This is a genomic window from Thalassospira sp. ER-Se-21-Dark (assembly GCF_017922435.1).
Taxonomy (GTDB): Bacteria; Pseudomonadota; Alphaproteobacteria; order Rhodospirillales; family Thalassospiraceae; genus Thalassospira.
The window spans coordinates 799,175-822,764 of record NZ_VDEZ01000001.1 but is presented as its reverse complement, the minus strand read 5'-3'; the positions used below and the strand labels follow the sequence as shown (position 1 = coordinate 822,764).

Sequence of the window (23,590 nt, the reverse complement as noted above, 5' to 3'; positions counted from 1 at the left end):
GTGTCCTCATTCGATCAACTGTCCAAACGCGCAAAGAAGCTCGAAAATCGGGGCCAGATTGACGAAGCGATCAAGCTGTACGAACAGTTTCTTCAGGACTACCCGAAAAACACACGCGCGAAAGCCGCTCTTGAGAAGTTGCGTGATTCCGCATCCAGAAATGGTATTTCCGCGCAACAGGCTTTCATGAAAGCCTCGCAGTTGATTGAGCAGGGCGCGTTTCCAAGGGTGATTGAACTGGCAAAGCAACTTGTCGAAAGTGCTCCGGAAAATGCTCAGGTATGGAACCTTTTGGGGTTTGCCTACGCTAAGGATCAAAAACCGGTAGAAGCAGAAAAATGCCTGCGCAAGGCTATTGAGCTCGACAAAAACTTTGCTACCGCTTGGGTTAATATTGCAAACCTGTTTTCATCCCAAAAGAAATTTGCCCTAGCGCTGCAAGCCTTTCAAAACGCCAGCTATCTTCAGGCCCAAAACGCCAACATTTTGAATAGTTGTGCGACCGTTCTGATGGAAATGCAGCGTTTTGACGAAGCCGAAAGATTCTGCGTGCAGGCGATTACCAACGACCCAAATTTAGCCGATGCATACCATAATCTTGCCGTCATTCTATATCGAAACAAAAAACGTGCTGCTGCTAAACAAGCATTTGAAAAAGTTGCTAAACTTCATCCAAGTAGTATGTCGGCACTGTCTGACTTTTTGTATGCACGTGCGCAAATTTGTGACTGGTCTCTTCTTGCGCCCGAATTTCAGAACGTAAACGCGATCGGCAATCCGGGGAACTGTGTTTCGCCGTTTTCCTTATTGCATTTTGAAGACGACCCATACGCGCAGAAGAAGCGTTCAGAGAACAGAGCTGGGGAGCTGGCCGTACGCGATAGTTTCCCGCAATTCCGGCGACCGGGGTCCCGTCCGCAGAAACTGAAAATCGGTTATTTTTCGGCGGACTTTCACAATCATGCGACGCTTTCCCTGATGATGGGGCTTTTCGGGGACCACGATAAAAGCCGCTTTGAAATCCACACCTACAGTTATGGCGGCGTCACAGATGGCTGGCGTCGCGCTCAGCTGCAAAAACTGGTCGATAAAAACTGGGATGTCCGTGGTTTTTCGGACCGGGAAATCGTTCAGCATGCGCGTGACCAAGGGATCGATATTGCGATAGATTTAAAGGGCTACACCCAATCAGGGCGGCCGCAGCTATTTGCCTATCGGATGGCGCCGATCCAGATCAACTATGTTGGTTATCCGGGGACTTTGGGGGCCGACTACATCGACTATCTGATCGCAGATCACATCATCATCCCCGACGAATACAAGAATGCCTATAGCGAAAAAATCATCTACATGCCGCATTGCTATCAGCCCAATGACGGCGGTCGGGAGTTCCCGGAAAACACCCAAGCTCGCACGGAATTGGGCTTGCCGGAAAGTGGCTTCGTGTTCTGTTCGTTTAATGCCAACTACAAGATTTCGCCGCGCGAATTCGATATCTGGATGCGCTTGCTTAAGAAGGTAGATGGTTCTGTCCTGTGGCTCTTCGAAGGCAGCGAGGACGCGATGCTCAACCTTCGCAAGGAAGCCGGAAATCGTGGCGTGGATCCTGCCCGCCTTGTCTTTGCGGGCTTCTTGCCCGAGGAACAACACCTCGCACGTCACAAACATGCCGACCTGTTTCTGGATACCTTCAATGTGAATGCGCATACCACGGCAAGTGACGCGCTTTGGACTGGGTTGCCGCTTGTAACCCTTCCCGGAAAGCAATTTGCCGCCCGGGTCGCCGCAAGTGTTCTAAAGGCGGCAAACCTGCCTGAACTGATTGCCAAATCCGAAAAAGAGTACGAGGCGCTTGCCCTTGATCTGGCTTTGCACCCGGAAAAGACCGCTGCCATAAAGGCAAAGGTCAAAGATAACGTCAAAGCCTGTCCGCTGTTTGATACCAAGTCATATACCCTTGATCTGGAGCGGGGCTATGACGCAGCCTATGAGCGCTATCTCCGCCAACAGGCGCCGGGGGACATTGACCTTGTCAGCCAATAACGTGATGGCGAATTTTGCACCGGGAATGAGGAAGCAGTTTTGAGCATTGCGGTGGAACAGGTGGTGTCACGTGCAAAAAAGGCGATGGCGAATAATCAGCCGGATCTGGCCATTTCCATGTGCACAGAACATCTGCAAACCGAACCCGACGCGGTTGTGCTCTGGGATGTTTTGGCAAACGCCCATTTCCTCAAAAAGGATAACGGGCAGGCAGCAATATGTTTCGAGAAGGTTGTCGACCTTGCGCCGCAAAACCCCAAGTCTCATCAAAATCTTGGTGTGTTTTATCAAAGCATCGGCAAGTTCAACGACGCACTTCAATGCTATCAGCGCGCGGCAAGTTGCGACGCCAACTATGCCCCGGCCTATAACGGAGCTGGCATTGTCCTGATGACAGTTGGGCAGCTTGATACTGCCCAGCAGTATTTTGCCAAGGCGCTTCAGCTCGACCCGCAATTCGCCGACGCCTATAGCAACTTGGCACATGTGTTTTTTAGCAAGGGACAATTACCCGCAGCAGCCCAAAGCTACGCCAAGGCCAACGCTCTGCACCCGGATCTGAAAAGTTCCGTGGCAAACCGGTTCTATAGTTTGGCGATGATGTGCGATTGGTCCTGGCTTGATGCCTTTTCGCGTGTCGCCAAGACACTGGGAATAGAGGGCGAAGAAGTAACACCATTTTCGCTGCTACCCCTTGAAGACGCGCCGGAAAGGCAATTGGCCCGATGTCGAAAATTTGTCTCGGCTAAATTCGGGCAAGGGGCGACGTGGCAAGGGGGCGTGCTATCAGCGCGTCCGGCCAAGTTACGGATCGGCTATTTTTCAGCCGACTTCCATGACCATGCGACACTATCGCTGATGATGGGGCTGCTCCGAAATCATGATCACGACAAATTCGAAATTCACGGCATCTCATATGGGGTGGTCAAGGAAAGCCGGAGCCTTGATCAGGCGATGAACTATTTTGATAGTTTCTCTGATGTCTCGGGTTCCTCGGACGAGGCGATTGTGCAGCTCGCGCGTAAAAAGAACATCGATATCGCCATCGATCTTAAGGGCCACACGCGGATGGGGCGGATTGGTATCTTTGCCCGGCGCATCGCCCCTGTTCAGATCAATTATCTTGGCAATCCGGGCTCCATCGGGGCTGACTTCATCGAATATATGATTGTTGATAAGGTCACGGTGCCTGAAACGTACAAAAAGTATTTGTCTGAAAAGCCGATCTATCTGCCAAATTGCTATCAGCCCAATGATGACCAACGCCGCATCCCGGAGACGAACACAACGCGCAAGGATTTCGACCTTCCTGAGACCGGCTTCGTATTCTGTAGTTTCAACAACACCTACAAGATAACCCCGCGGGAATTTGATATCTGGATGCGGCTTCTGAGTAAGGTTGAGAGCTCGGTTCTTTGGTTGTTCAAGGGCAACGATTACGCCGCCGAAAACCTGCGTAAGGAAGCGCAAAAACGCGGTATTGATCCCGATCGTTTGGTCTTTGCCGACAAGATGCCGGAACCGGAACATCTCGCACGCCATAAGCATGCCGACCTGTTACTCGATACCTTTAATGTCAACGCGCACACGACGGCGAGTGATGCGCTCTGGGCCGGCTTGCCACTCGTGACCTTGCCCGGAGAGCAGTTTGCCGCTCGTGTGGCGGCCAGCATTTTGACGGCAGCCAATCTGCCTGAGCTGATTGCCAAGGATGAAGCGGACTATGAGGCCATTGCACTGGATCTGGCGCTTCATCCCGAAAAGATCATGGCCTTGAAGCAGAGGTTACAGGAACAGATCAGGACCTGTCCGCTGTTTGACACGGTTACCTATACACGGGACATCGAAGCTGCATTTGAAGCCGCATATGACCGTTATCTGAAGGGCCTTGCGCCCGATGACATTGATCTGACCCGCACAAAGTGACCGTCGATGCTTTCTGCACTTGGCGAAGGTTTGATGGCGCGATAAAACAGTGCCATGACAATACAACAACCAGATAAAGGCTGCATGTCGGTTGACCTGCGCCAGGGCAAAATCCCGGAAAAAACCGTGTTCGTCAGTGCGGTCGCGCTGGTCGATATCGATCACCGTGTGCTGATCGCCCAGCGTCCCGAAGGTAAATCTATGGCCGGTCTGTGGGAATTCCCCGGCGGCAAGGTCGAGGCGGGTGAAACCCCCGAAATGGCGCTGGTGCGCGAGCTCAAGGAAGAGCTTGGCATTGATATCACCGAAAGCTGCCTGGCACCCTTTACCTTTGCATCTTTCACCTATGATGATTTCCATCTGATGATGCCGCTTTATCTGTGTCGCGTCTGGCAGGGTGAAATCACCCCGATGGAAGGTCAGCAGGTGAAATGGGTGCGTCCGGTCCGTCTGGGCGACTATCCGATGCCGCCGGCTGATGTGCCGCTTGTGGCGATGCTGCGCGATTTTCTGTGAGCCATCCGCCCGTTTGTGGCGTATGAGATCGCGCATTGAAGTTTGAATGATGTTGTGGGGATATGATGTCTGATCCGGTCCGTGCCTGTCTGATTATTATCGGCAATGAAATCCTGTCTGGCCGCACCCATGACAAGAACCTGCCCTATCTGGCAGAGGAACTGAATGCGCTTGGTGTCCGCCTGGCCGAGACCCGCGTCATTCCTGATATTGAAACCACCATCATCGAAACCGTGAATGAATGCCGGGCGAAATTCGATTACGTCTTTACCACCGGCGGCATTGGCCCGACCCATGATGACATCACATCGGAATGTGTTGCCAAGGCATTTGGGGTGGCGATTGAACTGAATGCAGACGCCCACGACTTGCTTAAAAGCCATTATGAAAACCCCGAAGACCTCAACGAAGCGCGCCTCCGCATGGCACGCATTCCGGTCGGGGCGGAGCTGATCCAGAACCCGATTTCCAAGGCGCCGGGCTTCCGCATGGAAAACGTCTATGTCATGGCCGGTGTGCCGATGATCATGCAGGCCATGTTCCAGGGCATCAAACATCAGCTGATCGGCGGCAAGCCGATGGTGTCGCGTTCTGTCGGCGGCTATATCCCCGAAGGCACAATTGCCAAGGTGCTGGGCGAAATTCAGGCTGATTTCCCAGAAACCGATATCGGGTCCTACCCGTTCCTGCGTGAAGGCAAGCTTGGGACGACACTGGTGGTGCGCGGTGAAAACCCCGATGATGTCAATCAGGCCTCTGATCGCATTCGCCTTGCCATCATCGAAGGCGGCAAGGATGTGATCGAAGATACCGGTGCTGTCTGATCGCCTTGGCCCGTGGTCTTGAATTGCGTTTGATCAAGGTAATGTCTTCGGGCTGTGTCTAGAATTGTTCTGACCTTTTACGGGAAGACAACATGACCGATCAGAACCATGATCCGCACAATGACGCGCGCAACAGTCAGGCCGCCCGCGAAGCCCGGTCGATTGTGAAATTCATGATCGAACACACAGCTTACGGCGGGTTTGGCGCGCTGGTGTTCGGGGCGTTGGTTCTGTATTTCGATATTGGCGGGATTTACAGTCTTGCGACGTCATCGCGGGATGCGCCGATCTTTATCTTCCTGCTGTTTTTCGGCCTGTTTGTGACCTTTGGCAGCATCAGTCTGGGCATCGGGATTATGACGCTTGGCGGCTTTTCCGATGATGACCGCTATCGCGATGAACGCACCCGCAACCGCAATTCAGATGACAGAAAATAAAAAGGCGCCGTTTGGTGGCGCCTTTCTGGAACGATGAAAACCTGCCTTATGGCCGGTCCGCACCGGATTTCTTGGCGATCACGCGCGCAACCAGCATCCCGATGATCCAGCCCGCCAGCGGCACGACGAAAATGTAATCAAACAACGGGTGGCTCGAATCCCCGCCCGACGCGGCCAAAATGATCCCGACCCAACCGGCGGTCAGAAGATAGCCCATGATCTTGAAATAGACCCCGTTTGAAAGCCCCTTTTTCTGTGGCGGCTGTTCGGGGTTGTTTGGTTGGCTTGGTTCGCCAGACATTCGGTATTCCTTGCGTTCTGAAATATGTTTTGGCAATCAGCGTTCAAGTGTCAGCGCGTCGGGATCAATGCGATCCTGCCAGCCTTCGCGCACCAGTTCGGGCACGACGTGATCTTCTTCCGGGTATCCGATGCAAAGATAGGCAATCAGGCGCCAGTGATCTGGCACATCAAGTGTCTTGCCAACCACATCGGGCTCAAGGATCGAAACCCAGCCAACCCCGATGCCCTTCACACGTGCCGCCAGCCAAAGCAACTGCACGGCGGCGACCGCAGAATAATCAAGCATCTCGGGCATGGTCTTGCGCCCAAGGCCCATACCGGCTTCGGTTTCTTCATCGGCAAACACGGCCAACTGTACCGGCGCCTGATCCATGCCCTGAAGCTTCAGCGACGCATAAAGCTTGGCGCGTTCACCGTGATAGTCATTAAGCGCTTCATTGTTGGCGCGCTCGAAACTGTCGCGAATTGATTTGCGCCGTTTCGGATCATTGACCTTCACAAAGCGCCATGGCTGGCAATTGCCGACCGACGGCGCCAGGCAGGCTTCCTTGATCAGATCGTCGATATCGCCTTTAGGGATCGGGTGGGTGCGAAAACGCCGGACATCGCGCCGCCAAAGCAAAAGATTGATGAACTGCTTTTGAAAGGCCTGGTCAAAAACCGGCGGCGTCAGGTCCGTTTCCGGGGCGCTGTCTGTGGCAATCTGATCTGGTTTGGTCATGGCGCGGGCCTGATGAAATGCGAGGTAAATCTCAATTGTTTTGCACCCTACCTGTCAGCGTCGCTATCGCCAATAGCAAGATGATCCCATCGATCCATCACAGCCGATTTTTGCGCACCATGCGCTTAAGCAAGCCTAGAACGGCACATCTATGGTCAGAAAACCGGTATAGTTGCCGTGCGACACTTCATAACTCAGTTTCCGCCGCAGCTCGAAACTGACACTGGCCGGGAAACTGCCCCATTGCTGCGTAATGCCGCCCCCGGTATCAAGATAAAGATTGGTGCTTTCAACGCTGACAAACGGCTCAAGCGTCATCGATGACTGTGCCACATCATGGATCAGGGAAAACTCCGATCGAATGCCGGTAATGTCCTCAGTCCCGGTGGCGATGTCGCGAAACCCCTGAATGCTGAGATCAAAACTCAGCGGATCATAGGCATAATCGGCCCCGGCATAATAGCGCGTCGATCCGCTGCGCCCGTAATTCTGATTGAGAAGCGAAATGGTTTCGTCCTGCCCGGCAAATGGAATGATTTCATGATTGCCAAAGCCAAGGCGATAGCGCGCCTCGACCGAGGCATCAAAAAGCTGTGTGGTCGCAATGCTTCCGGGCACAAGTCCGCCACTGGTGGCGCGCGCCGCATCAACATATTCACGCGCGGTGGTGATGTCGCCATCAAGCTGGATGCGCAGCGGCACCGCGCCAAACTCATAGTCGGTGCCAAAGCCGATGCTGTTTGAAATGCTGGTACTATCAAGCCGTTCGGCATAGCGCAGGTTATCGGGCACCGGGCCAATCGGCGATTGGCGGATGGTGCTTTGGCCAAGGCTGATGCCGCCGCGCAGGTTAAACCAGTCTGTCACCCGCGAGACGAAATAGGGCGACAGGGCAAGATTGTTCTCGCGATAACCCAATTGCCGGGTGCCGGATTCGCCAACCGTGCTGCCCCAGCCAACCCCGATGCCAAGCACAAGCCCGTCATCAATCAGATAATCCACACCGCTATCAATCGAGATGGTGTCGCCACTGAGGCCCGGATCATAGCCCGACCCGGTGATACGGTTTTCAAGTTCTGAATGGTTGCCCGCAAGCCAGATACTGATCGGTGCATGCACGTTGCGCGCTTGGGTCGGGAACGTCCCCGCCGCACTATCAAGGTCAAGCTTGCGCGCAAGCGATGAAAGCGCATTGCGACCGGCCAGAATTTCACTGGGCGTTGGTGTGCCCATGCCAAATTGCAGATGTTCGGTGGCCTGTTGCGGCGGAGAAAGGAAGCCATCAAACAACAAGGGCGCGACCCGGCTGTCATAAAGATCTTCGTCCATCTTGTCATACAGGCGGTTCATGTGGCGCTGCTGATTTGCGGTCCGGGTGGTTGTCTTGTTGCGCAATACCGGTGCATCAGGCCGTGCGGCATCATCGCGGGCAAAGGCCTGCGGTATTATGGGCGGCTGGCTTATCTCCCGTCGAAGGATATAGGTAACGGCCGCCAGACAGACCGTGGCAATCACGGCAGCTTGAAAACGCCTGTGCATCTGACTTTAAACGTGACTGTTTGGGTCAGTGGTCCAGCATGACAGACGAAAATGCACGGAATATGGAGAAACACGGGCAGTTCTGCCCCATTGCTGTTTAGCCACCCAAAGGTGCCGATTAGCGCCAATAGAATGTTGCGTCAAAAACCAAGCCGCGCTAGAACGCTTTGCACCGGCTTTGGCCGGTCCCAACGCGCGTCGCGGGCGTGGCGAAATTGGTAAACGCAGCGGACTTAAAATCCGTCAGCCCTAAGGCTTTGCCGGTTCAAGTCCGGCCGCCCGCACCAGCGCATCGGCAAACGGACCCTGTTTACGGTCCCGGCATCAAATTGCCGAATTCCTGTCATCAAATCCTCTGCTTTGTATTTCATCCTGCGAACATCCCGGCACAGGTTTGCTGTGGATGTTGTTTCATCCCAAATGCAGGAGAATGAAGATGGTTCACTTGATTGCCATTGGTGTCATTGCCGCCGCCGCACTGTTTGTAACCTGATGATCAATCGGTGACTTCTTGTATGAGATGCTGCAGTGCGATAGGATCTGTGATGTGCGTATTCACGCCATCAACAGGCCAGCATTGCCATGAACAAAGTCGCTGCCAAATCCACAGAACTTTCGGGTGTTCCGATCCAGCAGGACGGCGCATGGCACGCACTACCCGCCGGTCAGGCTCTTGAGGATTTCCAAACAAGCCCGCAAGGCCTTGATGCGGGGCAAGCATCCGAACGGCTGGCGCAATATGGTCCCAACCGGCTTGATCCGCCGCGTCGGCGTGGGCCGCTGATCCGGTTTCTTGCCCAATTCAACAATGTGCTGATTTATGTCCTGCTGCTGGCGGCCCTCGTCACGGCGGCCTTGGCGCATTGGGTCGACACGTCGGTCATTCTGGCGGTGGTGGTGATCAATGCCATCATCGGTTTCGTGCAGGAAGGCCGGGCCGAAAGCGCGCTTGAAGCAATCCGTAATATGCTTTCGCTTGCCGCCATCGTCGAGCGGACCGGGCGCAAAATCGAAATCCCCGCCGAAGACGTCGTGCCCGGCGATATCATCCATCTGCAATCGGGTGACAAGGTCCCGGCGGATCTCCGTCTGATTCGGGTCAAGGGCCTGCAAATTCAGGAAGCCATCCTGACGGGCGAATCTGTTCCCGTCGATAAGGCCGTTTCCCCCGTGGCCGCGGACGCGGCGCTTGGCGATCGTTTTTCCATGGCCTATTCCGGCACCATGGTTACCCACGGGCAGGGCTGCGGCGTGGTTGTGGCCACCGGGGCCAAAACCGAGATCGGACGTATCAGTGCGCTGTTGTCCGAAGTCACGACACTCACCACACCGCTTTTGCGGCAAATGTCGACTTTCGGGCGGAAGCTCAGTGCCGCCATCATGACGGTGGCCTTTGTGACCTTTGCCATTGGTGTCTGGGTGCATGGGCGCGGGGCGGCTGAGATGTTTGTCGGTGCGGTCGCGCTCGCCGTCGCCGCCATCCCCGAAGGCCTGCCTGCGATCATGACCATCGCCCTTGCGACCGGCGTGCAACGCATGGCCGCACGCCGCGCCATCATTCGCCGCCTGCCGGTGGTGGAGGCATTGGGGTCGGTCAGTGTGATTTGCTCGGACAAGACCGGCACGCTGACGCGCAACGAAATGACGGTGCAGTCGCTCGCCACCGGCAAGCATCTTTATGCCGTCACCGGCACAGGATACCGCCCCGAAGGTGGTTTTGAACTTGATGGCAAGCCGGTCAAACCGGATGACCATCCCGGCCTGACCGAAATGGCGCGCGGGGCGTTGTTGTGCAGTGATGCCGGTCTGCATGAAACGGACGGCCAATGGTCGGTCGATGGTGATCCGACCGAAGGCGCGCTGGTGGCGCTTGCCATGAAGGCGGAACTCGAACCGAGTGCCGAAAACCGCACCTTGCCGCGCCATGATGTTATCCCGTTTGAATCCGAACATCGCTTCATGGCGACCCTGCATCACCATGCCGAAGGTCATGGCTTCATCTATGTCAAAGGCGCGCCTGAACGTATTCTTGGCATGTGCAGCACCCAGGGTGGACCGGAATTTCAGGAGGTCCTTGATCGTCCCTATTGGGAAGCCCGCATGCAGGAAATGGCCGAAAATGGCCAACGTGTCTTGGCGCTGGCATTTCGCCCTACCCATAACGGTCACCACCAACTGGTCTTTGATGACGTTAAACAGGATCTGGTGTTGATCGGCCTCTATGGGTTGGTTGATCCGCCCCGCGATGAAGCCGTCGCCGCGGTTGCCAAGTGCCGTGCAGCCGGGATTGCGGTTAAAATGATCACCGGCGATCATGCGATCACGGCGGGTGCCATTGCCCGTCAACTCGGCCTTGGCGATGGCGAACCTGTGGTCAGCGGCCATGAACTGGACGGGCTTGATGACGACGCATTGCGTGCCGTCGCCCAAAAGTCCCACGTTTTCGCCCGCACCAGTCCCGAACATAAACTGCGTCTGGTCAAGGCCCTTCAGGCAGAGGGCCATGTCGTTGCCATGACTGGCGACGGGGTGAATGACGCCCCGGCGCTTAAGCGCGCCGATGTCGGCGTTGCCATGGGCCAAAAGGGCAACGAGGCCGCCAAGGAAGCCGCCGAAATGGTGCTGGTCGATGACAATTTTGCCTCGATTGCCGCCGCGGTCGAAGAAGGTCGAACGGTGTACGACAATCTGGTCAAATCGATCCTGTTCATCCTGCCCAGCAGCGGTGGGGAGGCCCTGACCATTGTCATGGCGCTGGCCTTGGGGCAGTTGCTACCGATCACCGCGCCACAAATCCTGTGGGTTAATATGATCACCGCGGTGACACTGGCCTTGGCACTCGCGTTTGAGCCTTCTGAGCACAACGTCATGAAACGTCAACCGCGCAGGCGCGATGCGCCGTTGCTTTCCGGCTTCCTGATCTGGCGGACGATTTTTGTCTCGCTCATTTTGGTGGCTGGTGTGTACGGCGTGTTTGTCTGGTCCCAGAACCGTGGGGCGGATCTTGAAGTGTCGCGGACGGTCGCGGTCAACACGCTTGTGATGTTTGAACTGTTCTATCTGTTCAATGCGCGTTTCCTTACCGCATCCGCATTCAACAGACAAGGGCTTTTGGGCAGTCGGGCGGTGTTGATTGCGGTCGCACTGGTCGTGCTTTTCCAGCTGATCTACACCTATGCCCCGCCGATGCAGTATCTGTTTGAAAGCGTCGCCATCCCGCCGCTGGGTTGGGCGATGGCCGTCGGGGTCGGGTTCAGCGTCTTTGTCCTGGTCGAAATTGAAAAGGCTTGCCTGCGCCGCTGGCAGAAACGCAAGACAGGGTAATGTTTACCGGATGTAAAGCAGATGCCGCCTATCCATAACGCATCGCCGCAATCACGTGTCAGGCTGCCCTATGCCGTTACCAGACCAAGAAGACGAAGGCCCGCGCAAGAAGGAACGGATTGGCAAATATGTCGCCCCCGAAGAGCGCGCAGCCAATATCGTCAAACAGCTTGATGAATTCCTCCGCAAGGGGCCGCGCAAGGGGCTGAAATATTCCCGTTGGCAGCAACTGGCGTGGTATGAGATCGTCGATGAAATCAAGCGCGCCGAAATGGCCCAGAAAAATCAGGACACCCTGACCAAGTCCGCCTTCCTCAGTCTGGCAATTGGCTTTGGTACGGTCGGCTTCTGGGGGCTGGTGCTGGTGGCGGGCAATGGCTTGGGCGCAATTGCCGCAGGCGTCATTGTGATTGCCGGTCTTGTTGTCTGGCGCGCCTTGTCCAAGGCAAAATGGTTTAAATAACAGTTCTATCACGCAGGCATTCGCACATATGAACAAGGAAGCAGCTGAAACTCTCGCCATTCGCGCCATCGCTCATATCGCGGGCGACGACGAATTGCTTCAAGGGTTGATCGCGCAAACCGGCATGGGGCTTGATGATCTCAAAGCCGGGATCGCCTCGAACGAGGTGCAGTGTGGTGCGCTTGAATTCCTGCTGTCGCACGAACCGTTTCTGATGCGCTTTGTCGAGGAGTCGGATTATGCCCCCGAAGACCCGGCGCGCGCCCAGATTGTGCTGTCCGGCGGTCCGATCTGGCAGGACTGACCCCAGCCCGGAAAAGCACCAGCCTAGGCGGTGATCAATTCAGGCGGATTGGGAATATCGGTCAGGCTGTCAGTACGCAGCAGCCCGAAAATCACCGAATCACGAATGCCGATATGGGTTTGCCACTCGCCGCGCAGAACACCCTCGCGGGTGAAGCCCAGCTTTTCAAATGTTCTGATCGACGCGTGATTGTCGGGGTCGATATCGGCAAACACCCGGCGCGCGGTGGTATTTTCAAACAGATCCCGGATCGCGGCATAAAGGCCACGTACGGCATAATTCCGACCACGTGCGGCCGGGGTCACCATACAGGCCGCCTCCCAGACATCTTCGTCGCGTCCGACATTATAAAGCGCAATACGCCCAAGGGCCGGTCCATCCGGTGTCTCGCAGATTACCCATGATGTCGCTTCAAACCCGGTTGTCCATTCGCGCAATTTGGTAATCGTCGCATCAAGATCGGCAAAGGCCGGGTCAGGAAGCCAGGTACAGCAATCCGGATCACCAAAAATGCGGTGCAATGCGGCGCCATCTGCCGCCGGGTCAAGGGGACGTAAAAACATGTGGGGCTCTTGGGTATGCGTTGGACGGTGGAGGCGGTGGTCGTTGATCAGCTCAGGAATGGAAGGGGCGCACCGCCATAGACGTAAATCCACACCAGAAGTCCGCCGCCCAGCAAAATGCGATAGATGGCAAACGGCGTGAAGCTGGATCGTTTCAGCCAGCTCATCAAAAGGGCAATGGCGATCAGGGCGGTGATAAATGACAGACCCGCTGCAAGCAGAACATCTTCGGTCAGGTTGATGTCGCCCGCCTGATGCAAATCGATCCCTGCCAGCAACCCGGCACCTAGAATGACCGGGATCGACATCAGCATTGAAAACTGTGCGGCATCTGATCGTTCATACCCCATGAAGCGCGCAGCCGTCATGGTGATGCCCGACCGGCTGGTACCCGGCACAAGTGCCAGAACCTGTGCCAGCCCGATAAACAGGGCACCGCCCCAGCGCATATGTTCAAGACGGTTGATCGTCATGCCAACCTTGTCGGCAAACCAAAGCAAGATGCCAAAGCCAAGTGTGGTCCAGGCAATGATTTCAACAGAGCGCAGCTGTTCCTCGATCCCGGAAACCTTGAAATAGAATCCGACGGCAATCACCGGGATGGTGGCAAGCACGATATGAAGCGCAAGACGGGCACCGGGGTTGATTCGCCCGGTAAACAGCCGGACGAATCCGCCAAGCATGGCAAACACATCACGCCAGAAATAGATCAAAACAGCAGCCAAAGTACCGACATGCACCGCAACGTCTACCAACAAACCCTGATCCGCGCTGCCGGTAAGGGCAGGGGCCAGGACAAGGTGGCCAGATGAACTGATCGGGAGAAATTCGGTGATCCCTTGAACGATCGCCAGAAGAATAATGTGCTGTAGGGTCACGCCCGCCTCTGTGGCTGTTCGCTGCAAAAACTGATCGCTTATAGCAGTTTAGCCCATTTTGGCGAAACGCATAAATAGTACCATTATGGTACTATTGAAACAATGTTGCGGTCATTTTCCAAGGTGTTCTTTGAAAAACCGGAAAATTCGTCCGGATATTTAAGTCAGTAATATTGACCTAAATGATATTTTGTGCTGGATTCTTGCGTGTTCGACACGTATACAGAGCAAAACCCGCAACATAAAACCCTTCCAGAGGGCCGTCATGACAGAAAAGATGCTGACATTTGTTCATCTTGAACAAAAATATCCGCACAAAAGAGAAGCGTCCGAGCGCCGCACGGATTTCAACGAAATTTATGCACCGTTTGATGACAATAGTGCCGCCGATCAGTCATCGCGCTGCTCGCAGTGTGGTGTGCCGTTCTGCCAGGCGCATTGCCCGCTTTATAATAACATCCCCGATTGGCTGCGCCTGACCACCGAAGGTCGCCTTGAAGAGGCTTATGCCATCTCGGCTGCAACCAACAACATGCCGGAAGTCACCGGTCGCATCTGCCCGCAGGACCGCCTGTGTGAAGGCAATTGTGTGATCGAACAGTCGACCCACGGCGCTGTTACCATCGGTTCTGTTGAAAAATACATCACCGACACCGCCTTTGCGAATGGCTGGGTGAAGCCGCCGAAACCGGCCAAGGAAAATGGCATGTCGGTTGGCATCATCGGCGGTGGTCCGGGTGGCATGGCCGCAGCCGAACAGCTGCGTCTCAAAGGATATGAAGTCCATATCTATGACCGTTATGACCGCATGGGCGGGCTGCTGGTCTATGGTATTCCGGGCTTCAAGCTTGAAAAGGATGTCGTCGAACGCCGCGTGAAGCTTCTCGAAGAAGGTGGTGTTGTCATGCACACCGAATTCGAAGTTGGCCGCGATGCGACCCTTGATGACCTGCGCAAGAAACATGACAGCGTTCTGATCGCGACCGGCGTTTACAAGGCCCGCGAACTGAAGCTGCCCGGTGCCGGTCTTGGCAACGTCTATCCGGCACTTGAATACCTGACCACGTCCAACCGCCACGGCCTGGGTGACACGGTTCCGGCTTACGAAGACGGAACGCTGAATGCCAAGGACAAGAATGTTGTCGTGATCGGTGGTGGTGATACCGCCATGGACTGTGTCCGTACCGCGATCCGTCAGGGTGCCAAATCGGTCAAGTGTCTCTATCGCCGTGACCGTGCAAACATGCCGGGCTCCCAGCGCGAAGTCGCCAATGCCGAGGAAGAAGGTGTCGAGTTTGTCTGGCTGACCAACCCCGAAGCCTTTGTCGGCGATGACAAGGTAACCGGTGTACGTGCCGTCAAGATGCGCCTTGGTGCCCCGGATGCCGGTGGCCGTCAGAGCCCGGAAATCATCGAAGGTTCAAGCTACACCATGGATGCCGACATGGTCATCCTGGCCCTTGGTTTCGAACCCGAAGACCTGCCGACCCTGTTTGATGCACCGGAACTGGGTGTGTCGCGCTGGGGGACGGTCAAGATCGACTTCCGCACCATGATGACCAATCTCGATGGCGTGTTTGCTGCGGGTGATATTGCCCGTGGTGCATCGCTTGTGGTCTGGGCAATTCGCGATGGCCGTGATGCGGCTGACCGGATTGATGAGTATTTGCTGGCGCGCAAAGAAGCTGCTGCTTAAGCCCGCTGCCGCATTAGGAGAGAGACGATATGAACAAGATCGTTCAGGATAAAATGGATCAGAACCGTGGCGCTGCTGACATCGCCCGTTTTGAAAAGAACGCAGCACATCTTGAAGCCAGTGGCATGTATGACCCGGCCGAAGAACACGCCAACTGTGGTGTGGGTCTGGTCGGTGCCATTGACGGCAAACCGCGCCGCGAAGTTGTCGAAGCCGGTATCGAGGCGCTGAAAGCCATCTGGCACCGTGGCGCTGTTGATGCCGACGGCAAGACCGGTGATGGCGCGGGTATCCATCTTCAGATCCCGCAGGATTTCTTCAAGGCATACTTGAAAGTCATCAACCAGGAAGCCCCGGACAGTCTGATCGCTGTTGGTCAGGTCTTCCTGCCGCGTATCGACATGGCCGCACAGGAACGTTGCCGTGCGATTGTTGAAACCGAAATCCTCAAACAGGGTTACGGCATTCTGGGCTGGCGTCAGGTCCCGGTTGATGTGTCTGTCATCGGTGAAAAAGCCAACCAGACCCGCCCGGAAATCGAACAGGTTCTGATCGGTGTCCGTGACGACGTCGACGAAGAAAAATTCGAGATCGACCTTTATGCCATCCGTCGCCGCATCGAGAAGGCCGTCCTTTCCGAGGCGATCAAGGATTTCTACATCTGCTCGATGTCGTGCCGTTCAGTGATCTACAAGGGCATGTTCCTGGCCGAAGACGTCGATACCTTCTATCCCGACCTGCGCGATGATCGCTTCATCTCGAACTTCTGCGTCTATCATCAGCGCTACTCGACCAACACCTTCCCGAGCTGGCCGTTGGCACAGCCGTTCCGTGTTCTCGCCCACAACGGCGAAATCAACACGTTGCGCGGCAACGTCAACTGGATGAAAAGCCACGAAGCACGCATGGCACATGATGCCTATGCCGACAGCATCGATGACCTCAAACCGGTGATCCAGCCGGGCTCGTCTGACTCGGCCGCCCTTGATGCCGTGTTCGAACTGATGGTGCGTTCGGGTCGTGACCTGCCGATGGTCAAAACCATGATGGTGCCGGAAGCCTGGTCGAAAAAGGCCTCCACGCCAGACAGCTATAAAAACCTCTATGCCTATTGCAACGCTGTGATGGAACCGTGGGACGGCCCGGCCGCCCTTGCGGCCTATGGCGGCAAATGGCTGATGGGGGGCACCGACCGTAACGGTCTGCGTCCGCTGCGTTATGCGGTGACCGGCAACGGTCTTCTGATCGCGGGCTCCGAGGCCGGTATGGTTCATATCGACGAGGAAGCCTGCGTTGAAAAAGGCCGCCTCGGCCCGGGCCAGATGATTGCCGTCAACCTCGCAGAAGGCAAATTGCTGCATGATGCCGAACTAAAAGATCAGCTGGCAGCACGTCGCGACTGGTCGAAATGGGTTGGCCGCACCAAGGTGCTTGATGATCTGATTTCACCGGAACATGCCGAACCGGCACATTTCGAAAAAGAACGCCTGTTGCGCATGCAAAAGGCGATGGGCCTGACCCACGAAGACCTTGAACTGATCCTGCACCCGATGGGTGAGGACGGCAAGGAAGCCATCGGTTCGATGGGCGATGACACCCCGCTTGCGATCCTGTCGGACCGTTATCGCGGCCTGCATCACTTCTTCCGCCAGAACTTCTCGCAGGTCACCAACCCGCCGATCGACAGTCTTCGTGAAGCGCGCGTCATGAGCCTGAAAACCCGTCTGGGCAACCTTGGCAACATCCTGGACGAGGATGAAAGCCAGTGTGACTTGCTGCAGCTCGAAAGCCCGGTTCTGACCAACGCCGAATATGACGCCATGCGCGGCTATATGGGCGACAGTGCTGTTGAAATTGACACCACCTTTGACATCAGTGGTGGGCAGACGGCCCTGCGTGATGCGATCACCCGCATCCAGCGCGAAGCCGAGGAAGCTGTGCGCGGCGGTGCCCTGCACATCATCCTGACCGACGAAGGCATTTCCGAAACCCGTGCCGCGATCCCGATGATCCTTGCGACCGGTGGCGTACACAGCTACCTCGTCAAGACGTCGCTTCGCACCTATATCTCGCTCAACGTTCGCTCGGCCGAATGCATGGATGTGCATTACTTCGCCGTTCTGATCGGTGTCGGTGCAACGACGGTCAACGCCTATCTCGCACAGGAAGGTCTGCTGGATCGTTATGCGCGTGGCCTGTTCCCGAATGTGAACAGCACCGCCGAAGTCATGCAGCGCTTCAAGGCCGCAATTGATGCCGGCTTGCTCAAGATCATGTCGAAAATGGGCATCTCGATCATCAGCTCCTATCGTGGTGGCTACAACTTCGAAAGCATCGGTCTGTCGCGGTCGCTTGTGGCTGAATTCTTCCCGGGCATGCCGTCGCGCATTTCGGGGATCGGCCTTCAGGGTATTCAGCGCCGCACCATCGCCCAGCACAAAGAAGCCTTTAACGGCAATGTCGTGACGCTTCCGGTGGGTGGTCTTTATAAGTATCGTCGCAGTGGCGAACGTCACGTCTGGACCGGTCCGCTGATCCATACCTTGCAGTCCGCTGTGACGTCTGGCAGCTACAACACCTTCCGCAAATTCTCCGAAGGTCTGCGGTCGCGTGAACCGCTTCATCTGCGCGATCTTCTTGATTTCCGCAGTGACCATAGCCCTGTTCATCAGGACAAGGTCGAAAGCATCACCGAAATCCGCAAACGTTTCGTAACCCCGGGCATGTCCCACGGGGCGCTCTCGACCGAGGCGCACGAAGCCTTGGCGATTGCCATGAACCGCATCGGTGCGAAATCGAACTCCGGTGAAGGTGGTGAATCGCGTGAACGTTTCCGTCCGCGTGCGAACGGTGACAATGCGCGTTCCTCGATCAAGCAGGTCGCATCGGGTCGTTTCGGTGTCACGGCCGAATACCTCAATAACTGCGAAGAAATCCAGATCAAGGTCGCCCAGGGTGCAAAACCGGGCGAAGGTGGTCAGTTGCCGGGCTTCAAGGTCACAGTGGAAATCGCCCAGCTGCGCCATGCAACGCCGGGTGTGACCCTGATTTCACCGCCGCCGCACCATGACATCTACTCGATCGAAGATCTGGCACAGCTGATCTATGACCTCAAACAGATCAACCCGCGCTGCCGCGTCTGCGTCAAGCTGGTGTCACGTTCGGGTGTCGGGACGATTGCCGCCGGTGTTGCCAAGGCAAAAGCCGACGTGATCCTGATTTCGGGTTATGACGGTGGTACGGGTGCTAGCCCGCAGACCTCGATCAAATATGCCGGCGTTCCATGGGAAATGGGCCTGTCGGAAGTCAACCAGGTGCTCACGCTCAACAACCTGCGTGACAAGGTCAAGCTGCGCGTTGACGGTGGTTTCAAAACCGGCCGCGACGTGGTGATCGGTGCCATGCTCGGTGCCGAGGAATTCGGTATCGGGACGGCCTCCCTGATCGCGCTTGGCTGCATCATGGTGCGTCAGTGCCATTCGAACACCTGCCCGGTGGGGGTCTGTACCCAGGATCCGGCACTGCGTGCCAAGTTCGTCGGTACGGCAGACAAGCTGGTCAACCTGTTCACCTTCATGGCCGAGGAAGTCAAAGACGTTCTGGCCGAGCTTGGCTATACCCGCCTCGAAGATGTTATTGGCCGATCAGACCTGCTTCAGCAGGTTCACCGTGGTGCCAAGGACCTTGTTGACCTTGACCTTAACCCGCTTCTGGCACAGGCAGATGCTGGCGATCATGCCCGCTTCTGCACCATCGAAGGCCGTAACGAAGTACCGGATACCCTTGATGCCCAGATGATCAAGGATGCCCGTCCGCTTCTGGAAGACGGCGAAAAGATGCAGCTGCAGTACAACATCCAGAACACCCAGCGTGCGATTGGGACCCGGATGTCGTCACTGATCACGCAGAAATACGGCATGACCGGCCTGAAACCGGGTCATCTCCATGTCCGTCTGCGTGGCTCGGCTGGTCAGTCGCTTGGTGCCTTTGCCGTGCAGGGGCTCAAGATCGAAGTTCAGGGCGATGCCAACGACTATGTCGGCAAGGGCCTTTCGGGCGGAACGATTGTTCTGCGTCCGCGCCCAAGCAGCTCGCTTAAGACCAACGAAAACACCATCATCGGTAACACCATTTTGTATGGTGCGACCGCAGGCAAGCTGTTTGCCGCGGGTCAGGCCGGTGAACGTTTCTGTGTGCGTAACTCCGGTGCGACCGTCGTGGTTGAAGGCTGTGGCTCGAACGGTTGTGAATATATGACCGGCGGCACGGCTGTCATTCTTGGCTCCGTTGGTGAAAACTTCGGTGCCGGCATGACCGGTGGCATGGCGTTCATCTATGACCGCGACAATACCTTTACCGATGTCGTTAATGATGGCTCCATCCTGTATCAGCGCATTGAAACCCAGCATTGGGACGAACATTGCCGTTCTCTGATCGAAGAGCATGTGGCCGAAACCGAAAGTGGTTTCGCGCGCACCATCCTCGATAACTGGGATCGTGAACGCGGCAACTTCTGGCAGATCGTGCCAAAGGAAATCGTCGACAAGCTGGAACACCCCATTCGCTCCGAGAGCGAAAACCAGGCAACTGCGTGATCCCTCACGCTTTTGCGCAAGCTCCCTTGTCCAACACACCTGGACAAACGAACTCGCCCCGTACTTCGGTACGGGGCTTTTTTCTTTGTGGGCGAGCTTGCTGGGAAGCATAAAGTCGCGCCAACACCTGCGCTCCCGCTGGGAACGTCACGACGCAATGATGTGCGGTATTGCTGGTTAAAGCACGATGTTCAGGTAAGTCCCGCGCCGGGCATTATGGTCAATCTGATCGGTGGCGATCAGGTTGCGCAGGCGGGCAAGCTGGGATGCGATGAAGCTGTCTGAGGATGGCTGATCGGAATTGGCACCAACCCGACCCCGCGAAACCATGCCGCCCTGCGGACGCGCGCGCGCATCCTGAAGGCCTGTATGGGAGGAGCCTGTGCCAATTCTGTTGGTGGTCATCTGATCGTCCACGATTGATGTTGGGCTTACCCTAGCACGTGGTCAGACGTTTGTCATGATCGCGTGACGGTCGCATCAAAGCGCAATCCGTGGTCCAGACAGAAAGAAGGGTGGCCATAAAAGACCACCCCGGAGGAAGCTAACGAGAGGGAAAAATCACGTTAGGATATTAACCTTGGTGCCACGATTGCCGCTGGTTTCAAGCGGCTGGTGTTCGGTGACGATCGAGCCGATCACCTTGGCAAGACCGGTTGCCTTATTGATCGCGCCTTCTGCGGCTGCGAAAGGCAAAGACGGGTCTGCACCACCTTTGGGCGTAATTGCATCATTCACGGCCTGTGCCGCTGAACCAAGTCCTGAACCTTGAACTGAGCCGATCATCCTGACCTCTTTCTTTGTCCGGGTGGGCGATGCCCATCAATCTTTACCGGGTTCTTCAAATCTGTCTGAAGTTCACGGTATGGGCTTGTAAGGTTGATATAAGTGATGGTTGTCACACTATCCAGTGCTGTCGCAACCCAGACCCTGCCAATTGCTTGGTTTGCAGCCATTTTAACTAATATAGGCGGGTAAGATTTTTTTAACCATTCGGCGAAAATTCCGCGATTTCGCGATGGTCAGGGTTGGGGACTCGACCAGTTGAGCAGCGATGTCAGCTCGACTGCGCCCGTTCGGATGCGAGTTTGAGCGCATCATGAACCGCTTTTTGCAGCTTGCCGGGGCGGAACGGCTTTTTGACAAACACGTAATTGCCCAAAAGATTATCCAGTTCCTTGCGCGATCGTGCCGGGTAACCGGACATGAACACCACGCCATAGCGCGGGTTTTGGCGCAATGCTTCGATGATCAGTTGCGGGCCACTGCGACCGGGCAACACGACGTCGGTCACAATCACATCAAATGCCGCATCACCCGTGTTGGTTTGCAGGATCACCAACGCTTCTTCGGTGCTTTTTGCAATCTCGGTGCGATAACCAGCATCTTCAAGGATGATTTGGGCGGTCGTGCGCAGGGCCTGTTCATCATCGACAATCAGAACACGCTCGCCATTGCCGGGGAAGACGCCGATCTCGTCAACTTCGTCCTCCGGCTCCGCCCCGGGTTCCGAACGCGGCAGATAGATTGAAAACGTCGTGCCTTCGCCCTCGACACTTTCAAGATTGATAAAGCCGTGCGCCTCTTCGACCCAGCTATGAACAATCGAAAGCCCAAGACCGGTCCCCTTGCCCGGCTCCTTGGTCGAGAAGAAGGGCTCGAAAATATGATCGATCACATCTTCGGGAATGCCGGTGCCGGTATCCTGCACGGTGATGACAACAAACTGGCCCTCTACCTCTGGCGGATAGATATCCTCGTCTTCATCGGCATCGCGCTGTGCCAGCGGCGGAATATCGGCACTGCTGCATGAAATCTGAAGCGTGCCGCCATCGGGCATCGCATCGCGCGCATTGATCGCAAGGTTGAGGATACAGGCCGACAATTGCGTCGGGTCAACCCTTGTATGAAGGTCGGCCTCGTCGGCCCAGATTTGCAAATCAATCCGGTGCTCAAGCAAAGTCACCAGCAGTTTTTCCATCTCCGCAAAGATGCTTTCAACCCGAACATTCTTCGGCTGATCGATCCTGCGGCGCGAGAACATCAAAAGCTGATCGGCAACACCGGTCGCCCGTTCACCAAGCGAGATGACGTGATCGATATATTCCTTGACCCGTTCGGGATCATCTATCTTGGCACGCGCCACTTCGGCGAAACTCAGGATACCGGCAAGGCAATTGTTGAACTCATGGGCAACACCACCGGCCATCTGGCCAACCGCCTCAAGCTTTTGCGATGTGGCAAGCTGGCGCTGCAAGGCTTGTTGTTCCTCGGCGGCGCGCTTTTGGTCGGTAATGTTGCTACCCGTCCCGCGATAGCCGTTGAAACTGCCATCCAGCGCAAATACAGGCACGCCATTGATCCGCCCGAACTGCTTTTCACCATCCCGCGATGTCCAGGAAAATTCGACGTTATAGAACGCGGAATGTTCATCAAGATGGCGTTGCAGATATCGCCACCCCTCCGGGTGTTCCGGATGAAGCCCAAGCTTGTCAAACGACTGCCCCTGCGGGGAGCCGTTGATTTCCTCGATCAGCTGATAAAACTTGTACGACGCAAAGGCGATTTTGAAATCGCTGCCCATCTCCCAGTACCAGTCGGCGGAAGACAGGGTAAAGTCGCGGAAACGTTCTTCACTGTCGCGCAAGGCATTCTGGGCTGCCTGGTGTTGCTGGGTGCGGCGTTCCAGACTTTCGGCCATGGCGTTCAAACCGCGTTCGAGAATGCCGATTTCGTCACGTCCCATCGGTGTCAGCCGTGAACTCAGCTTGCCGACCTGGATCTTGTTAACAAACTGTGCCGCCGTGATCAGGCGCTTGAGCACCGTGTGCTGGGTAAACAGGAAAATCAGTGCTGAGGTCAGCAACACACAAAGGATGGAGCCGATCACAAGCACCGATTGCATCTGGCGCTGGCTTTCTTCAAGGCCCTCGGTCGACACCTTGAGATAGACATACATGAAGGGCTGATTGGCATCGAGCGCAAAGATCGGCGTGATACTGACCATGCTGGACCCGGCATCGCCATTGACCGTGAACAGGGTCTGCTCGCTCATGTCGGCGCGAAGCTGTTCGGTCGGGAAGTCCGGTAACGAGCTGATTGATGCACCGATCATCAACGGGTCGATCGAATGATAAATGGTGCCGTCAAAACCGACAGCGAACGCTTGCTGCAAATGCCGTCCGAGAAGAAGTTCCATCTGCTCGGCGTCGCTCAGAATAGAGACCTTGAGTTGTTCCTGCTGAATAAGCCGTCCGGGTGTGCTGATCTGTTCCGCAATCCTGCGGTCAATTTCGGCCCCGAAATAGTTCACATAATAACCGCCAAACAGACCAAAAAGGATGGTTTCCACGACAATGATCGCAAATGCGATCTTGAAAACCAGACTGCCGATCAGTCGGTCAAACAGCGTCCTCAAGTTAATTCTGCCCCCATTCAGAATGATGCGTGTTTGTCGT

18 protein-coding genes and 1 tRNA gene are annotated in these 23,590 nt (G+C 55.8%); 11 read left to right on the top strand and 8 right to left on the bottom strand.

The genetic code is table 11. From position 1 onward, the window contains the following. The 5 genes from FHI25_RS03605 (at position 1) to FHI25_RS03585 (ending at position 5,746) form a co-directional block, all read left to right on the top strand. Entirely contained in the window at positions 1 to 2,043 is a 2,043-nt protein-coding gene (locus FHI25_RS03605) for a tetratricopeptide repeat protein (RefSeq protein ID WP_210515210.1), read from the top strand. Between the two features lie 39 nt (positions 2,044 to 2,082). Beyond that, complete coding sequence (locus tag FHI25_RS03600; protein WP_210515208.1) at positions 2,083 to 3,969, top strand: tetratricopeptide repeat protein; 1,887 nt, start codon at positions 2,083 to 2,085, stop codon at positions 3,967 to 3,969. Between the two features lie 84 nt (positions 3,970 to 4,053). Next, the gene (gene mutT, locus FHI25_RS03595) at positions 4,054 to 4,485 is read left to right on the top strand and encodes an 8-oxo-dGTP diphosphatase MutT (protein WP_210515205.1); all 432 of its coding nucleotides are present in this window, start codon (positions 4,054 to 4,056) and stop codon (positions 4,483 to 4,485) included. Between the two features lie 65 nt (positions 4,486 to 4,550). Continuing rightward, positions 4,551 to 5,309 carry a molybdopterin-binding protein gene (locus FHI25_RS03590; RefSeq protein WP_246878881.1) on the top strand — a complete coding sequence of 253 codons (759 nt, stop codon included), beginning with the start codon at positions 4,551 to 4,553 and terminating at the stop codon, positions 5,307 to 5,309. Between the two features lie 92 nt (positions 5,310 to 5,401). Continuing rightward, entirely contained in the window at positions 5,402 to 5,746 is a 345-nt protein-coding gene (locus FHI25_RS03585; protein WP_063088499.1) for a hypothetical protein, read from the top strand. A gap of 46 nt (positions 5,747 to 5,792) precedes the next feature. On the opposite strand, the gene FHI25_RS03580 is transcribed toward FHI25_RS03585, so the two are convergent. The 3 genes from FHI25_RS03580 to FHI25_RS03570 all read right to left on the bottom strand — a co-directional run bounded on the left by FHI25_RS03580 (position 5,793) and on the right by FHI25_RS03570 (position 8,309). Next, on the bottom strand, positions 5,793 to 6,047 hold the full coding sequence (locus FHI25_RS03580) for a hypothetical protein (protein ID WP_210515199.1): 255 nt from the start codon (positions 6,045 to 6,047) through the stop codon (positions 5,793 to 5,795). Positions 6,048 to 6,083: 36 nt separating this feature from the next. Continuing rightward, entirely contained in the window at positions 6,084 to 6,770 is a 687-nt protein-coding gene (gene bluB, locus FHI25_RS03575) for a 5,6-dimethylbenzimidazole synthase (protein ID WP_210515194.1), read from the bottom strand. A gap of 135 nt (positions 6,771 to 6,905) precedes the next feature. Next, positions 6,906 to 8,309 (bottom strand): autotransporter domain-containing protein, encoded by a 1,404-nt coding sequence (locus tag FHI25_RS03570; protein ID WP_246878880.1) that lies wholly within the window; start codon positions 8,307 to 8,309, stop codon positions 6,906 to 6,908. 200 nt (positions 8,310 to 8,509) lie between these two features. Between FHI25_RS03570 and FHI25_RS03565 the strand changes: the two genes are divergently transcribed. The 4 genes from FHI25_RS03565 to FHI25_RS03550 all read left to right on the top strand — a co-directional run bounded on the left by FHI25_RS03565 (position 8,510) and on the right by FHI25_RS03550 (position 12,400). After that, a tRNA-Leu gene (locus FHI25_RS03565) sits at positions 8,510 to 8,596 on the top strand. Positions 8,597 to 8,891: 295 nt separating this feature from the next. Then, positions 8,892 to 11,633, top strand: a complete 2,742-nt coding sequence (locus FHI25_RS03560) for a cation-transporting P-type ATPase (RefSeq protein ID WP_210515190.1) — start codon at positions 8,892 to 8,894, stop codon at positions 11,631 to 11,633. 70 nt (positions 11,634 to 11,703) lie between these two features. Further along, entirely contained in the window at positions 11,704 to 12,096 is a 393-nt protein-coding gene (locus FHI25_RS03555) for a hypothetical protein (RefSeq protein ID WP_210515185.1), read from the top strand. Between the two features lie 28 nt (positions 12,097 to 12,124). Further along, positions 12,125 to 12,400: a DUF3572 domain-containing protein gene (locus FHI25_RS03550; protein ID WP_008888358.1), complete on the top strand. Its 276-nt coding sequence runs from the start codon at positions 12,125 to 12,127 to the stop codon at positions 12,398 to 12,400. Positions 12,401 to 12,423: 23 nt separating this feature from the next. On the opposite strand, the gene FHI25_RS03545 is transcribed toward FHI25_RS03550, so the two are convergent. Both FHI25_RS03545 and FHI25_RS03540 read right to left on the bottom strand, forming a co-directional pair. Further along, on the bottom strand, positions 12,424 to 12,963 hold the full coding sequence (locus tag FHI25_RS03545) for a GNAT family N-acetyltransferase (RefSeq protein WP_210515181.1): 540 nt from the start codon (positions 12,961 to 12,963) through the stop codon (positions 12,424 to 12,426). A gap of 47 nt (positions 12,964 to 13,010) precedes the next feature. After that, complete coding sequence (locus FHI25_RS03540) at positions 13,011 to 13,841, bottom strand: undecaprenyl-diphosphate phosphatase (RefSeq protein WP_210515177.1); 831 nt, start codon at positions 13,839 to 13,841, stop codon at positions 13,011 to 13,013. Between the two features lie 265 nt (positions 13,842 to 14,106). Between FHI25_RS03540 and FHI25_RS03535 the strand changes: the two genes are divergently transcribed. Further along, entirely contained in the window at positions 14,107 to 15,537 is a 1,431-nt protein-coding gene (locus FHI25_RS03535; RefSeq protein WP_008888355.1) for an NAD(P)-dependent oxidoreductase, read from the top strand. Positions 15,538 to 15,566: 29 nt separating this feature from the next. Then, on the top strand, positions 15,567 to 20,132 hold the full coding sequence (gltB, locus tag FHI25_RS03530) for a glutamate synthase large subunit (RefSeq protein ID WP_210515173.1): 4,566 nt from the start codon (positions 15,567 to 15,569) through the stop codon (positions 20,130 to 20,132). Positions 20,133 to 20,309: 177 nt separating this feature from the next. On the opposite strand, the gene FHI25_RS03525 is transcribed toward gltB, so the two are convergent. The 3 genes from FHI25_RS03525 to FHI25_RS03515 all read right to left on the bottom strand — a co-directional run bounded on the left by FHI25_RS03525 (position 20,310) and on the right by FHI25_RS03515 (position 23,550). Next, entirely contained in the window at positions 20,310 to 20,537 is a 228-nt protein-coding gene (locus FHI25_RS03525) for a hypothetical protein (RefSeq protein ID WP_064787560.1), read from the bottom strand. A 156-nt stretch (positions 20,538 to 20,693) separates the two neighbouring features. Then, positions 20,694 to 20,918, bottom strand: a complete 225-nt coding sequence (locus tag FHI25_RS03520) for a hypothetical protein (RefSeq protein WP_062956730.1) — start codon at positions 20,916 to 20,918, stop codon at positions 20,694 to 20,696. Between the two features lie 271 nt (positions 20,919 to 21,189). After that, entirely contained in the window at positions 21,190 to 23,550 is a 2,361-nt protein-coding gene (locus FHI25_RS03515) for an ATP-binding protein (RefSeq protein ID WP_210515169.1), read from the bottom strand. Positions 23,551 to 23,590 lie beyond the last annotated feature (40 nt).

What these genes read in the sequence shown, in the direction of transcription:
- mutT (WP_210515205.1), top strand. Translation starts at nt 4,054, where the DNA reads ATGTCGGTTGACCTGCGCCAGGGCAAAATCCCGGAAAAAACCGTGTTC.
- FHI25_RS03590 (WP_246878881.1), top strand. Translation starts at nt 4,551, where the DNA reads ATGTCTGATCCGGTCCGTGCCTGTCTGATTATTATCGGCAATGAAATC.
- FHI25_RS03585 (WP_063088499.1), top strand. Translation starts at nt 5,402, where the DNA reads ATGACCGATCAGAACCATGATCCGCACAATGACGCGCGCAACAGTCAG.
- FHI25_RS03580 (WP_210515199.1), bottom strand. Translation starts at nt 6,047, where the DNA reads ATGTCTGGCGAACCAAGCCAACCAAACAACCCCGAACAGCCGCCACAG.
- bluB (WP_210515194.1), bottom strand. Translation starts at nt 6,770, where the DNA reads ATGACCAAACCAGATCAGATTGCCACAGACAGCGCCCCGGAAACGGAC.
- FHI25_RS03570 (WP_246878880.1), bottom strand. Translation starts at nt 8,309, where the DNA reads ATGCACAGGCGTTTTCAAGCTGCCGTGATTGCCACGGTCTGTCTGGCG.
- FHI25_RS03560 (WP_210515190.1), top strand. Translation starts at nt 8,892, where the DNA reads ATGAACAAAGTCGCTGCCAAATCCACAGAACTTTCGGGTGTTCCGATC.
- FHI25_RS03555 (WP_210515185.1), top strand. Translation starts at nt 11,704, where the DNA reads ATGCCGTTACCAGACCAAGAAGACGAAGGCCCGCGCAAGAAGGAACGG.
- FHI25_RS03550 (WP_008888358.1), top strand. Translation starts at nt 12,125, where the DNA reads ATGAACAAGGAAGCAGCTGAAACTCTCGCCATTCGCGCCATCGCTCAT.
- FHI25_RS03545 (WP_210515181.1), bottom strand. Translation starts at nt 12,963, where the DNA reads ATGTTTTTACGTCCCCTTGACCCGGCGGCAGATGGCGCCGCATTGCAC.
- FHI25_RS03535 (WP_008888355.1), top strand. Translation starts at nt 14,107, where the DNA reads ATGACAGAAAAGATGCTGACATTTGTTCATCTTGAACAAAAATATCCG.
- gltB (WP_210515173.1), top strand. Translation starts at nt 15,567, where the DNA reads ATGAACAAGATCGTTCAGGATAAAATGGATCAGAACCGTGGCGCTGCT.
- FHI25_RS03525 (WP_064787560.1), bottom strand. Translation starts at nt 20,537, where the DNA reads ATGACCACCAACAGAATTGGCACAGGCTCCTCCCATACAGGCCTTCAG.
- FHI25_RS03520 (WP_062956730.1), bottom strand. Translation starts at nt 20,918, where the DNA reads ATGATCGGCTCAGTTCAAGGTTCAGGACTTGGTTCAGCGGCACAGGCC.